The sequence below is a fragment of the Streptomyces sp. HUAS ZL42 genome (assembly GCF_040782645.1).
Taxonomy (GTDB): Bacteria; Actinomycetota; Actinomycetes; order Streptomycetales; family Streptomycetaceae; genus Streptomyces.
In genome coordinates this window covers 4,293,764-4,307,082 of sequence record NZ_CP160403.1, presented here as the reverse complement: position 1 = coordinate 4,307,082, position 13,319 = coordinate 4,293,764, and the positions used below count along the sequence as shown (strand labels likewise).

The window sequence follows — 13,319 nt, the reverse complement described above, 5'->3', positions numbered from 1 at the left end:
AGCCCTCAGGAAGACCCGGTCCCCCACCGGGGCGGGCTCAGCAACTCCCCGGCGGCCGGAGCGGGATCCCACCACGGGGCAACCCGGTGTGCGCCCTGCCGCCGTGGCAGCAGTACCTCCGATAAGCCCCCGTCCCGGTCGCTGGATCTGCCTGCGGCCGGGACGGGTCCTGGGCTTCGCAACTTGCGGGGCTCGTCCACTCACTCCGTAGGAGAGGAACAACCATGAACATCGACGAACTGTTCACCGGCGACCTGATCACCGGCGTCCCCAGCATGGACGCGGCGCTGCTCGACAAGATGCCCCGCGGCGGCGACAACAACGGCGACCACTGCAGCTGACCAGCCCGTGAACGCGGTGGAGCAGGGCCGAGCGCTCTGCTCCACCGCCCTGACTGAGGGGGGAAGCAGGTGCTTTCGTTTCGTGTGCGGCTGGCTGACACCCGGAGCACAGCCTGGCGCTGGGACATAGATCGTTGGGTGAGCGGCGATAGCTGGATCAGACCCGCTCACGCGGCTGCCCTGGAAGCCGAGCTTGTGCCGGGCGATGGATCCGGCGTCCACGCGCTGGTGAGGGAGGACAAGGGCGGCGAGGTGGACTTCACGTCGCTGCTCCTACGCCCGGACGAGGTTCAGGTTTCAGCGGGAGTGTTCGGCACCGCACCGCTCTACCTCGTAGCGGCCGGAGAAGACCTATACGGCTCATGGAACTTGGCCGACCTACGGCCGCACCTGCGACCCGACCGACTCAATCCCCGGACCGTGGCGCGCACCTTGACCCGCCGACACCGCTACAGCTCCGACACCCTCTTCGACGGCGTGTACCGGCTCACGGAACGCGCCACGGCCGTCTTCACGACCGCGGGACTCGCGATCCTCTACCCCGAGCCCGTGTTCGACTCGGGCGAGGAGTGCCACGATGCCATCCGGCGGCGTGTTCTCGGCCCTCGCGAACTGGAGCTGCACGCGCTCCTCGCCGGTTTCGAGGTCTTTGAGATTGTCAACGAAACCGGCGCACTGCCTGTCCTGGGTCCAGGCGCCTACACCGTAGCTCGCTATCAGGGGTGAGGCTCCGGCCAATGCCGCCGAGGCATGGCGAGTTGGGACAGCCGAGGACTCCGCTTGAGCGGCAGACGGTTGCTCGCTGACCTCGACTGGGCAGCATGGCGGGAAGGAAACGGGGACGCCCTCCAGAACGTGCTGAACCCCCAACTGCGCAGCATCGAGGGCATCCGAAAGGACCAGCAGGGATGAGCCAGGGAGTGCCGGTGCCGCAGCCCGAACAGCGCCAGATCACCGAGGAGCAGTTCCACGACGCGGTGCTGATCTGGGACTACCACCGGATGGGCCACGAGCGGCGGCCCTGCTCCGCGGCGATCGGCCTGGGAAGCCACGACCTGGGCGTGGCCACCACTGCCGTCGTCCTCTACCGCGCCGGCTTCTTTCCGGTCGTGGTCTTCAGCGGCGGCAACAGCCCCACCACCCGGGCCCGCTTCCCGCGCGGCGAGGCCGTCCACTACCGCGAGCACGCGCTGAGCCTGGGCGTCCCGGACCAGGCGATCATCGTGGAGCCGAAGGCCGCGAACACCGGCCAGAACATCACCTTCTCCCGCGAGCTGCTGACCGAAGCCGGCTCAGCGGTCGAGTCGCTGCTGCTGATCTCTAAGGGTTTGCCGGGAATCAACACGCTGGTTTGATCTTGGAGTTGTCTGGGGCAAGGAATCTGGCGATGTCGGCTGGCGTGCGGAATCGGGCTGTTGAGGCGGGGATGCAGACGTCGTGTGCTTCCAGGATTGGGCGGACGTCTTTGACTGCGCGACTGATGGTCATGGCAGTGGTGTTGAAGAGCTGCCCGAGGAGCTCCTGAAGACTGTGCTTTCGCAGGTAGAGGACGGTGACCAGGATCTGGTCGGCGGGGGTGAGTGTGGGTTTGCGGCCTGTGCCGCGGGCGACGCGGCGTGGTCCGCCGCGGGCTGCGCGACGGGCTTGTTCACGGCGCTCTTCCAGCCCAGGGATCACGGTGTCGATGAGGTCGCTGAGTCGCTGGCGTGTCATGCCGGTCAGATCCGGGTGCTCCAGGTCATATGGCGTGAGCGGGTGAAAGCCGCCGGCTGACGGCCCGCCCTGCTGGGGACGGTCAGGGTGCGGTGGGTGGCTGGCGGGGTGGAGGGTGTAGTTCCAGTCTCCGTGGAAGCGGTGGCGGGTGATCGGCAGGGCGGCGATGGCCTCGTCGCTGATCTGGATGCCGGTGGGGTACTGACCGTTGTCGAGTTCTGCGTGCACCGTCAGGCCGGTGCGGTTGGTGGTCGCGGCGATGGTTTGGAGCATGACTTCATGGCTGGTCAGGGGCCTGCCACGCCAGTTCATGGTGATGTGGGAGAACAGCCGGTGCTCAATCTTGTTCCACTTCGATGTGCCGGGTGGCAGGTGACACACGGTGATCTCCAGGCCGGTCTCACGGGCGAGGTCGGCGAGGTGGGTCTTCCAGCCGCGGGTGCGGTAGCCGTTGGAGCCCCCGGCATCAGCGGTGATCAGCAGCCTGCTGGCGCGGGGGTAGTCGTGTCGGCCGCGGGCCTGCCACCAGCGGCGGATCGAGGCGATGGCGAAGGCCGCGGTGTCGTGGTCGGTGCCGATGCTGACCCAGCCGGTGTTCGCGGCGGTGTCGTAGATCCCGTACGGGATCGCCTTCTCGGCCTGGCTGGGGAAGTCGTGGGTGTTGACCTGAACGGGCTGCTGGGTGGGCCGCCACTCGTGCCCGGCGTTCTTGTAGTTGCCGATCAGTTCCTTCTTCTTGGTGTCCACGCTGATCACCGCATCTCCGGCGTCCCGGTGATCTCGTGCCTGCTCGTTGAGGTAGCGGAACTGGGCGTCCCGGTCAGGGTGCTGGGCTCCTTCGACGGTCTTGGCGTTGGCCTGCAGACTGAAGCCCTCCTCGCGCAGCAGGCCGGCGACCGTGTCGGCGGAGACCCGGTGGCCCTGCCGGGTCAGTTCCGCTGCCAGGTTCCGGGTCGACTTCGTCGTCCAGCGCAACGGCGACATCGGGTCGCCCCGCTCGTCGGGCTCGACCAACGCCAGCAGCGCCGGCCGCAGTCCCGGATCGAGCTCTGTCGCCTTCTTCCGGCCTCCGCCCGCGCGGCGGACTCGTCCCAACGGGCCCTGGCCGGACTCCAGTTCAGCCACCCCACGCGAGACCGTGCCCTCCTGCACTCCGGCCGCACGGGCGACGAGCTTGATCCCACCGTGTCCCAGCGACCGCGCCTCTGCCCCTATGGCCAGCCGGCGCTGACGCTCGTCCAGGTGCGGCAACAACGTCTCGAACTTCGCCGCCAGGACGGCCTCGATCCCCTCCGGTCTCCCCATACCACTTCAACGATCCCCGGAGCCGGAAGCCACGACTTATTTCCCGGCAAACCCTAAGAACTCCTAACGAAATGATCTTCGAGGTGGTTGGATCACTCCGGAACCGACGATCCGGGGGTGCGAGGTGGCGCGGCCGAAGCCGTGGGAAGTCGACGACGAGCTGTGGGCGGTGATCGAGCCGCTGCTGCCCAAGGTTGAGCGCCGGACCCGGCACCCCGGGCGCAAGCGGCATCCGGACCGGCTGGTGTTCCAGGGCATCCTCTTCGTCCGGCACGCCGGGATCGCCTGGGAACACCTGCCGCAGGAACTCGGCTCCGGCTCGGGCATGACCTGCTGGCGCCGCCTGGCCGAGTGGACCGAGGCAGAGGGGTATGGCCCCGGCTGCACGAGGTCCTCCTCGCCAAGCTCCGCGGCGCGAACGCCCTGGACTTCTCCCGGGCGGCCGTCGACGGCTCCCATATCCGCGCGTTAAAGGGGGCTCCAAGACCGGACGAAGCCCAGTAGACCGGGGCAGGACGGGCAGCAAGCACCATCTGATCACCGACGCCACCGGCATCCCGCTCGCCGCCACCCTGACCGGCGGCAACCGCAACGACGTCACTCAGCTGATCCCACTACTCCAGGCCGTGCCCCCGGTGCGGGGCAAGCGCGGTCGCCCCCGCCGCCGCCCGGACGTGGTGCTGGCTGACCGCGGCTACGACCACGACAAATACCGCCGCATGGTCTGGGACCTCGGCGTGAAGCCATTGATCGCCCGCCGCGGCACCGAGCACGGCTCCGGCCTCGGAGCTCAACGCTGGGTCGTGGAGCGCGCGTTCGCCCATCTGCACTGGTTCCGCCGCCTGCGCATCCGCTGGGAGATACGTGACGACCTCCACGAAGCCTTCCTCACCCTGGGATGCGCACTCATCTGCTGGCCGCGCCTCAAGTCATTCCGATAGGAGTTCTAAGCCGAGGCTCTCCGTGGTGGCGAACGTCATACCTGTGGAAGGCACGCCCCCGTACCCAGACGCCCGTGCACCCGCAAGGCGGCGGACGACGCCTCCACCGAGGACGCCGGGCTGGAGCGCAGGGCACATCAGTGCCTCGTCCAAACCCATGTGCCCTCAATGTGCCCTGGCCGCCTGACAGCCCCTCCCCAGCACCAAAAAGGGCGAGGCCCGAAGACCCCGCCCGAAGCCAGCGAAACCCCAGCTCAGGGCCAGACCAGGCAATAAGGCTGATGCCCCGCCTCGTGCAACCGATGGCTGAAGTCCTGCCACTCGTGCAGCAACTGGTACACGTTGAACGCGTCCCGCGGCCCACCCCGGTCCGGCACCGTCGACCAGATGAACGCGGCCGCGCCCACCGCCTCCTCGCCGATGTCGCGGAGGGGGTCGACGACGGTCATCGGGAGTTTGACCACGGCGTAGTCGGGGTGCAGGACGACCAGTTCCAGCGGGGGCACCTTGTGCAGCGGGACGCCCTCGATGCCGGTCAGGACCATCGCGGCCATGGTCTCCGGCTTGATCTTGGTGAACATGCCGTTCATGCCGAGCTCGTCGCCGCCGAGTTCCTCGGGGCGCATCGAGATCGGGACGCGGGCCGCGGTCGCGCCGTCCGGCGCGCCGAAGTACTTGTACGTCACCCCCACCCGACCACCATTCCTGCTCCCCGTCCGAAGTCGGTCGACCTGCCGGTCGAGCCGCTCGGACTCGTTCGGTACACCCGGTACACCGTGTCCCTGACGTGCTTCGGCGGCTTCCTCCGCGTCGCGCCGGTGCCTTCCCCGATGGGCACGTCGAGGACCCAGGTCATCAGTCCCCTCGCCCAGTCCACCACCGCGATGCATATCTCCACCCGACTGCTTTTCTAGGATGCGTGGCCCCCGCCGCGCAACCCGATCATCGTGTCAGTGACCTCCCCCACGGCCGCCCGCCGAAACGTGCGCTGAAACATCTGTCCGCAGGATCTTCGCAGCCCCTGAACAAGCCGTTGTACCTGTCTCTGTACACCACGGCCCGTATGAGCTGTGTGTTCAGTTCCCAGTTTCTCAGATGGCGGGGGGCCGACGACTGGCTGCCCGGTCAGTGCAGCGGCTGGCGGCCGTCGAGTGTCACTGGCCTACCCTGATGAGGTCACTGGCAACCGGAGTCCGAGAAGTCGGAGAAGTCGCAGGTCATGAGCGAACTGCCATATCCCTACGAAGCGCCTGCCTCACAGGCGCTGTTCGACCGTGCGGCCGCCGTCACACCCGGCGGCGTGAACTCCCCGGTGCGCGCCTTCCGCGCCGTAGGCGGTACGCCCCGGTTCATGGTGTCCGGCACCGGTCCGTATCTGACCGACGCCGACGGCCGGGAGTACGTCGATCTCGTCTGCTCCTGGGGGCCCATGATCCTCGGGCACTCGCACCCCGAGGTCATCGCCGCCGTCCAGGCGGCCGTCTCGCGCGGTACGTCCTTCGGCACGCCCGGCGAGGGCGAGGTCGCCCTGGCCGAGGAGATCGTCGCCCGGGTCGAGCCCGTCGAGCAGGTGCGGCTGGTGTCCAGCGGGACCGAGGCCACCATGTCGGCCATCCGGCTCGCGCGCGGGTTCACCCAGCGGTCCAAGGTGATCAAGTTCGCCGGGTGTTACCACGGTCACGTCGACTCGCTCCTCGCCGCGGCCGGCAGCGGCGTGGCCACCTTCGCCCTTCCCGACACCCCCGGTGTCACCGGGGCCCAGGCCGCCGACACCATCGTCCTGCCCTACAACGACCTCGAGGCCGTCAACGAGGCCTTCCACCGGCACCCCGGTGAGATCGCCTGCGTGATCACCGAGGCCTCGCCCGGCAACATGGGCGTCGTACCGCCACTGCCCGGGTTCAACCAGGGGCTCAAGGACGCCTGCCAGCGCAACGGCGCCCTCTTCATCTCCGACGAGGTCATGACCGGCTTCCGCACCAGCCGCGCCGGCTGGTACGGCATCGACGGCGTCCGGCCCGACCTCATGACCTTCGGCAAGGTCATGGGCGGCGGGTTCCCGGCGGCCGCCTTCGGCGGTCGTGCCGACGTCCTGGGGCACCTGGCCCCGGCCGGGCCCGTCTACCAGGCCGGAACCCTCTCCGGGAACCCCGTCGCCACCGCGGCCGGGCTCGCCCAGCTGCGCCTGCTCGACGACGCCGCGTACGACAAGGTCAACGCCGTGTCGCAGCAGATCCAGGCGCTCGTCTCCGAGGCCCTCACCAAGGAGGGCGTCGCGCACACCGTGCAGAGCGCCTCCAACATGTTCTCCGTCTTCTTCACCAACCGGGCCGTCCGCACCTACGAGGACGCCAAGGCGCAGGAGTCCTTCCGCTTCAACGCCTTCTTCCACTCGATGCTGGCGCAGGGCGTCTACCTGCCGCCCTCGTCCTTCGAGTCCTGGTTCGTGTCCACGGCCCACGACGAGCAGGCCGTCCAGCGCATCGCCGACGCCCTCCCGGCGGCGGCCCGAGCCGCGGCGGAGGCGACCGCATGACCAGCAGTGACATCACCGTGGTCCATGTCATGCGGCACGGCGAGGTGGCCAACCCGGACGGGATCCTCTACGGGCGCCTGGCCGGCTACCACCTGTCCGAGCTCGGGCGGCAGATGGCCGACCGGGTCGCCGAGCACCTCGCCTCCCGCGACATCACCTACGTCTGCTCCTCCCCGCTGGAGCGGGCTCAGGAGACCGCGACGCCGATCGCCAAGGCGCACGGTCTCGACCTCGCCACCGACGCCCGGCTCATCGAGGCCGACAACGTCTTCCAGGGCAAGACCTTCGGGGTCGGGGACGGGGCGCTGCGCAAGCCCGGGAACTGGAAGCACCTCGTCAACCCGTTCAAGCCGTCCTGGGGCGAGCCGTACGTCGATCTCGTCGTCCGCATGATGCAGGCGCTGGACTCCGCCAAGGACCAGGCGCGGGGGCACGAGGCCGTGCTCGTCAGCCACCAGCTGCCGATCTGGATCGTGCGCTCGTACGTCGAGCGGCGGCGGCTGTGGCACGACCCGCGCAAGCGGCAGTGCACGCTCGCCTCGCTGACGAGCTTCACGTACCAGGGCGACAAGATCGTGTCCGTCGGCTACAGCGAGCCGGCCCGCGACCTCGTCCCCGCCCATCTCCTCGCCGGGGCGAAGCCGGTGAAGGGGAAGGACAAGGCCTTCGGAGCGTAGAACTCCTGAGGTTCGGTGGCCTTCGCCTCCCATGACACCCTCGTGACATTTGTTGCGAGACAGATGTGTTGGAGGGGAACCTCCCCGTTCGTCACGTCCTCTGACTGGGTGACCGCCAGGAACGTGACGAATCGGGGTTGGTATGCGCGCTCACACGAGAAGGGGACTGCTCGGGCTCGGCGCCGGTGCCGCCGCCGCCGTCGGACTCGCCGGCTGTGGCACCCTCACGCCGTCAGACGGGCCGACCCCTGCCGGAGGTTCCTCGAAGGGCTCAGGGAAAAACGGTTCGGCTGCTCCGAAGTTCAACGCCCGCCCCATCGGCGACGGTTCCACCTCCTACACCGGCAAGCAGCCCCACCAGCCCGCGAAGCCCGAGCCGCTGGAGCCGGGCCAGGAGCCGCCGCAGTTCGTCGTCTTCTCCTGGGACGGGGCCGGCGAGGTCGGCAACGGCCTCTTCCCGCGCTTCCTCGACCTCGCCAAGGAGCACGGCGCGAGCATGACCTTCTTCCTCTCCGGGCTGTACCTGCTGCCCGAGTCGAAGAAGCGGCTCTACGACCCGCCCAACAACCCGCGCGGCGCCTCGGACATCGGCTACCTCACCGACGACCACGTCAAGGCGACGCTCACCAACGTCCGCCGTGCCTGGCTCGAAGGGCACGAGATCGGCACCCACTTCAACGGCCACTTCTGCTCCGGCTACGGCAGCGTCGGCAACTGGACGTCCAAGCAGTGGCGGAGCGAGATCGACCAGGCCAAGTCCTTTGTGAAGCAGTGGCGCACCAACACCGGGTGGACCGATCTGCCCGCGCTGCCCTTCGACTACGACAAGGAGCTCGTCGGCGGCCGCACGCCCTGCCTCCTCGGCCAGGACAACCTGCTGCCCACCGCCCGCGAGCTCGGCTGGCGTTACGACGCCTCCTCGCCCGGCGGCCGCCAGATCTGGCCCCAGAAGCGGCAGGGCATCTGGGATCTGCCGCTGCAGCAGGTCCCCTTCCCCGGCCACAGCTTCGAGGTCCTGTCGATGGACTACAACATGCTGGCCAACCAGTCGATCAACTCGACCAACGCGCCCTCCTACAACTACCCGGGCTGGCGGCAGCAGGCCGCCAAGGCGTACATATCCGGCTTCAAACGGGCATACGAGACCAACCGCGCACCCTTCTTCGTCGGCAACCACTTCGAGAAGTGGAACGGCGGCATCTACATGGACGCCGTCGAGGAGGCCTTCAAGCACATGGCGAGGGAGAAGGAGAAGGGCGGGGACGTACGGCTGGTCTCCTTCCGGCAGTTCGTGGACTGGATGGACGTACAGAAGCCGGAGGTGCTCGCCAAGCTGCGCACGCTGGAGGTGGGGCAGCGGCCGGCCGGTGGCTGGAAGGAGTTCCTGAAGGAGACCTCGACGTCTTCGGCGTCCTCGTCACCTTCGTAAAACGCCGCCTGAAATGCGGGTTTCCGCCCGCAAGGGGGGTGCGCAAGATCCCCGGAACGGACATGCGAAACTTTTCACATGAGTGCCGCCACCCGCGCCCCCCTGCGCTCGAACACCTTCAGCCGCTCGCGCCGCACCGCTGTGACGACCGCCGGTGCGGCCGTCGCCGCGCTGCTGCTGTCCGCGTGCGGCTCCGGAGGCACCTCCGGCGGAGGCGGTGACACCAACTTCGTCATGGGCAAGGACGGCATCGCCACCGCGAAGAAGGGGGAGCGGGCCGCGGCCCCGGACCTGTCCGGGAAGACGGTCGACGGCAAGCAGCTCGACGTCGACGACTACAAGGGCAAGATCGTCGTCCTCAACGTGTGGGGCTCCTGGTGCCCGCCGTGCCGCGCGGAGGCCAAGGGCTTCGAGAAGGTCTACCAGGACCTCAAGGCCCAGGGCGTGCAGTTCGTCGGCATCAACACCCGCGACACCAGCACTTCTCCCGCGCTCGCCTTCGAGAAGGAGCAGGGCGTCACCTACCCGAGCCTGTACGACCCGACGGGCAAGCTGATGCTCCGCTTCGGGAAGGGCACGCTCAACCCGCAGGCGATCCCCTCCACGCTCGTCCTCGACCGGGAGGGCGGGATCGCCGCACGCTCGCTCGCCGCGCTCAGCGAGGACAAGCTCCGCAAGATGATCGCTCCGGTCCTCGCGGAGAAGTGACGTGACCGGAGTGTCCACGCTGGCCGCCACGGTCGCCGCCGACGGCTACAACGACACCGTCCTGAACGGGGCCCTCCTCGCGGCCCTGCCCATCGCGCTGCTCGGCGGCCTCGTCTCGTTCTTCTCCCCGTGCGTCCTGCCGCTCGTCCCCGGCTATCTGTCGTATGTGACCGGCGTCACCGGCACCGACCTGGCCGACGCCCGGCGCGGGCGGATGGTGGCGGGCGCCTCCCTCTTCGTGCTCGGCTTCACCGTCGTGTTCGTCTCCAGCGGCGCGCTGTTCGGCTACTTCGGGGACACGCTCCAGGACAACAAGGGCGTGCTGTCCAAGGTGCTGGGCGTACTCATGATCCTCATGGGCGTCTTCTTCATGGGGCTGATGCCCTGGATGACCCAGCGGGAGTTCCGCCTCCACAAGCGGCCCGTGGCCGGTCTGGTCGGAGCCCCCCTCCTCGGTGCCCTGTTCGGCATCGGCTGGACGCCCTGCATCGGCCCGACCCTCGCCTCCGTCCTCGCGCTGTCCTCCCAGCAGTCGAGCGCGGGCCGCGGGGCCCTGCTGACCGTCGCCTACTGCCTCGGCCTCGGCCTGCCGTTCGTGCTCGCGGCGGTCGCCTTCCGCAGGGCGCTGGGTGCCTTCGGCTGGGTCAAGCGCCACTATGTCTGGGTCATGCGCATCGGCGGGACCATGATGATCGTCACCGGCCTGCTGCTGCTGACCGGTGCCTGGGACCGCATCGTGCAGGACATGCAGACCTGGTCCAACGGCTTCACTGTGGGGATCTGACCGATGAGCAAGACCACCGCCTCGACCACCGACGGGACCCCGGCCGCCCCGGACGACCAGGACCTCGGAGCCGCGGGCTCCCAGCTGTCCACCGCACCCGAGGAGACGGCACCCGGCCTGCCCGCCCTGGGCGTCGTCGGCTGGGCCCGCTGGTTCTGGCGCCAGCTCACCTCGATGCGGGTCGCCCTGCTGCTGCTCCTGCTGCTGGCGCTCGGCGCGATCCCCGGCTCGCTGATCCCGCAGACCGGGACCGACCTGACGAAGGTCGCCGCGTTCCGCAAGGACCACCCCACCCTCGGTGACGTCTACGACAGGCTCGGGCTCTTCCACGTCTACAGCTCGGTGTGGTTCTCCGCGATCTACATCCTGCTGTTCGTCTCCCTCATCGGCTGTATCGTCCCCCGCACCTGGCAGTTCGTGGGCCAGCTGCGCAGCCGCCCGCCGGGGGCGCCCAAGCGGCTGACCAGGCTGCCCGCCTACACGACCTGGCGCACCGAGGCCGAGCCGGAGCAGGTCCGCGCGGCCGCGCTCGCGCTGCTGAAGAAGCGCCGCTTCCGCGCCCACCTCGCCGGGGACGCGGTCGCCGCCGAGAAGGGTTATCTGCGCGAGGTCGGCAACCTCGCCTTCCACATCGCGTTGATCGTGCTGCTGATCGCCTTCGCCTGGGGCCAGCTGTACAAGTCCGAGGGCAACAAGCTGGTCGTCGAGGGCGACGGCTTCTCCAACACGCTCATCTCCTACGACGACTTCAAGTCCGGCAACCTCTTCAGCACCGACGACCTGGTGCCGTTCAGCTTCACCCTGGACAAGTTCACCGGCACCTACGAGGACTCCGGCCCCAACAAGGGCACCCCGCGCACCTACCAGGCGGCCATCACCTACAGCGAGGGCGCCTACGGCAAGGAGCGGAAGACCACCGTCAAGGTCAACGAGCCGCTGGAGATCGGCGACGCGAAGGTCTATCTCACCGCCCACGGCTACGCCCCCTTCGTGACGGTCCGCGACGGCAAGGGCGACGTCGTCCTCCGCGACGCCGTACCGCTGCTGCCCCTCGACTCCAATGTCACCTCCTCCGGTGTGGTCAAGGTCATGGACGGCTACAAGAACGCCCGGGGCGTCAGCGAACAGCTGGGCATCCAGGCCTTCCTCCTGCCGACCTATGAGAAGGGCAGCGAGACGGCCTCGACGTTCCCAGCGCTGCGGAACCCGGTACTCAACCTGGCGCCGTACTACGGCGACCTGGGCGTGAACTCGGGCATCCCGCAGAGCGTGTACCAGCTCGACAAGTCGCACATGAAGTACTTCAAGGACTCCAAGGACCAGCAGCTCAGGGTGAACCTGAAGCCCGGCGAGACCATGACGCTCCCCGACGGCGCCGGTTCGGTCACCTACGAGGGCACCAAGGAGTGGGCGAACTTCCAGGTCGTGCAGCAGCCCGCGAGCGGCTGGGCACTCACCGGAGCCCTCACCGCGATCTTCGGCCTCGCCGCCTCCCTGTTCATCCAGCGCCGCCGCGTGTGGGTGAGGGCCGTGCGGGGCGCCGACGGCGTGACCGTCGTCGAGATGGCCGGCCTCGGCCGCAGCGAGTCCGCCAAGGTGCCCGAGGAACTCGGCGACCTCGCCGGGATCCTGTACGACCAGGCGCCGGGCGCGCCCGAACCCGACGACGACTCCTCCGATTCCCCCGACCCCCAAGTCGTACCTGCCGAAGGGGCTGAGCAGCAGTGACTCTCGCCGCCGCCACCAACGAACATCTCGCGAACATCAGCAACACGCTGATCTACTCCGCGATGGCCGTCTACACCCTGGCCTTCTTCGCGTACATCGCCGAATGGCTCTTCGGCAGCCGCAGCAAGGTCGGCCGCACCGCCGCCGCGCTCACCGCGGACGCCAAGAAGGACGCGGCGAAGACGACGCCGGCGGTCACCGTGAAGAACGCCGGCGGCACGGCCGTACTGGAGCGGCCGAAGGTCGTCGTGCGGTCCGCGGCCGGGGCGCGGGACGTGCCCGACGGGCCTGGTGCGCACGGCGGGGACGAGCAGGGCGACCTCTACGGGCGTATCGCCATCTCCCTCACCCTGCTCGCCTTCCTGGTCGAGTTCGGTGGAGTGCTCGCGCGGGCCCTGTCGGTGCAGCGGGCGCCGTGGGGCAACATGTACGAGTTCAACATCACCTTCTCGACGGTCGCCGTCGGTGTGTACCTCGGGCTGCTCGCGCTGAAGAAGAACGTCCGCTGGCTCGGCCTGTTCCTGATCACGACGGTCCTCCTCGATCTCGGTCTCGCCGTCACTGTCTTGTACACCGCCAGTGACCAGTTGGTTCCCGCCCTTCACTCGTACTGGCTGTACATCCACGTCTCCACCGCGATCTTCTGCGGCGCGGTCTTCTACGTCGGCGCGGTCGCCACGATCCTGTACCTGTTCAAGGACAACTACGAGAACAAGCTCGCGACCGGCGGCAAGCCCGGCCGCTTCGCGAACTCGTTCCTGGACCGGCTGCCCGCATCGGCGTCCCTCGACAAGTTCGCCTACCGCGTCAACGCGGCCGTCTTCCCGCTGTGGACGTTCACGATCATCGCGGGCGCGATCTGGGCGGGCGACGCGTGGGGCCGCTACTGGGGCTGGGACCCCAAGGAGACCTGGTCCTTCATCACCTGGGTCGGCTACGCCTGCTACCTGCACGCCCGTGCCACGGCCGGCTGGAAGGGCCGCAAGGCCGCGTACCTGGCGCTGCTCGCCTTCGGCTGCTGGCTGTTCAACTATTACGGGGTGAACATCTTCGTGTCCGGCAAGCACTCGTACGCCGACGTGGGTCTGGGCGCGCTCCGCTCCGTCGGGTTCTGAACTGCCGTACGGCGGATAAACGTGGATACCGGTGAGCGCCCG

Annotated in this window: 11 protein-coding genes and 2 pseudogenes; 11 read left to right on the top strand and 2 right to left on the bottom strand. The window is 68.5% G+C overall.

Features of this window, described 5'->3' with window-relative positions; translation table 11 throughout:
• Positions 1 to 479 precede the first annotated feature (479 nt).
• The 3 genes and pseudogenes from ABZO29_RS19630 to ABZO29_RS19620 form a co-directional block, all read left to right on the top strand.
• Positions 480 to 1,067: a hypothetical protein gene (locus tag ABZO29_RS19630; protein WP_367321492.1), complete on the top strand. Its 588-nt coding sequence runs from the start codon at positions 480 to 482 to the stop codon at positions 1,065 to 1,067.
• A 54-nt stretch (positions 1,068 to 1,121) separates the two neighbouring features.
• On the top strand, positions 1,122 to 1,253 hold the full coding sequence (locus tag ABZO29_RS19625; RefSeq protein WP_367321491.1) for a hypothetical protein: 132 nt from the start codon (positions 1,122 to 1,124) through the stop codon (positions 1,251 to 1,253).
• Positions 1,250 to 1,666: pseudogene (locus ABZO29_RS19620) on the top strand (YdcF family protein); the annotation flags it as partial. The gene ABZO29_RS19625 and the pseudogene ABZO29_RS19620, both read left to right, overlap by 4 nt.
• A 13-nt stretch (positions 1,667 to 1,679) precedes the next feature.
• On the opposite strand, the gene ABZO29_RS19615 reads toward ABZO29_RS19620, so the two are convergent.
• Positions 1,680 to 3,359, bottom strand: a complete 1,680-nt coding sequence (locus ABZO29_RS19615; RefSeq protein ID WP_367321490.1) for an ISAzo13 family transposase — start codon at positions 3,357 to 3,359, stop codon at positions 1,680 to 1,682.
• 124 nt (positions 3,360 to 3,483) lie between these two features.
• Between ABZO29_RS19615 and ABZO29_RS19610 the strand changes: the two are divergent.
• Positions 3,484 to 4,300, top strand: a pseudogene (locus ABZO29_RS19610) (IS5 family transposase).
• Positions 4,301 to 4,554: 254 nt separating this feature from the next.
• Here the strand turns inward: ABZO29_RS19610 and ABZO29_RS19605 are convergent.
• Positions 4,555 to 5,190 carry a hypothetical protein gene (locus ABZO29_RS19605; protein WP_367321489.1) on the bottom strand — a complete coding sequence of 212 codons (636 nt, stop codon included), beginning with the start codon at positions 5,188 to 5,190 and terminating at the stop codon, positions 4,555 to 4,557.
• A gap of 329 nt (positions 5,191 to 5,519) precedes the next feature.
• Between ABZO29_RS19605 and hemL the strand changes: the two genes are divergently transcribed.
• From hemL to ccsB, 7 genes are all read left to right on the top strand, one after another.
• Positions 5,520 to 6,836 (top strand): glutamate-1-semialdehyde 2,1-aminomutase, encoded by a 1,317-nt coding sequence (gene hemL / locus ABZO29_RS19600; protein WP_367321488.1) that lies wholly within the window; start codon positions 5,520 to 5,522, stop codon positions 6,834 to 6,836.
• Entirely contained in the window at positions 6,833 to 7,513 is a 681-nt protein-coding gene (locus ABZO29_RS19595; protein WP_367321487.1) for a histidine phosphatase family protein, read from the top strand. Before hemL ends, ABZO29_RS19595 begins: the two co-directional genes overlap by 4 nt.
• Positions 7,514 to 7,655: 142 nt before the next feature.
• Positions 7,656 to 8,942: a hypothetical protein gene (locus ABZO29_RS19590; RefSeq protein WP_367321486.1), complete on the top strand. Its 1,287-nt coding sequence runs from the start codon at positions 7,656 to 7,658 to the stop codon at positions 8,940 to 8,942.
• A gap of 78 nt (positions 8,943 to 9,020) precedes the next feature.
• On the top strand, positions 9,021 to 9,650 hold the full coding sequence (locus ABZO29_RS19585; protein WP_367321485.1) for a TlpA family protein disulfide reductase: 630 nt from the start codon (positions 9,021 to 9,023) through the stop codon (positions 9,648 to 9,650).
• 1 nt (position 9,651) lies between these two features.
• Complete coding sequence (locus ABZO29_RS19580; RefSeq protein WP_367321484.1) at positions 9,652 to 10,434, top strand: cytochrome c biogenesis CcdA family protein; 783 nt, start codon at positions 9,652 to 9,654, stop codon at positions 10,432 to 10,434.
• Positions 10,435 to 10,437: 3 nt separating this feature from the next.
• Positions 10,438 to 12,162, top strand: coding sequence for a cytochrome c biogenesis protein ResB (locus ABZO29_RS19575; protein ID WP_367321483.1), 1,725 nt, complete (start codon positions 10,438 to 10,440; stop codon positions 12,160 to 12,162).
• Positions 12,159 to 13,277, top strand: a complete 1,119-nt coding sequence (ccsB, locus tag ABZO29_RS19570; RefSeq protein ID WP_367321482.1) for a c-type cytochrome biogenesis protein CcsB — start codon at positions 12,159 to 12,161, stop codon at positions 13,275 to 13,277. Before ABZO29_RS19575 ends, ccsB begins: the two co-directional genes overlap by 4 nt.
• Positions 13,278 to 13,319 lie beyond the last annotated feature (42 nt).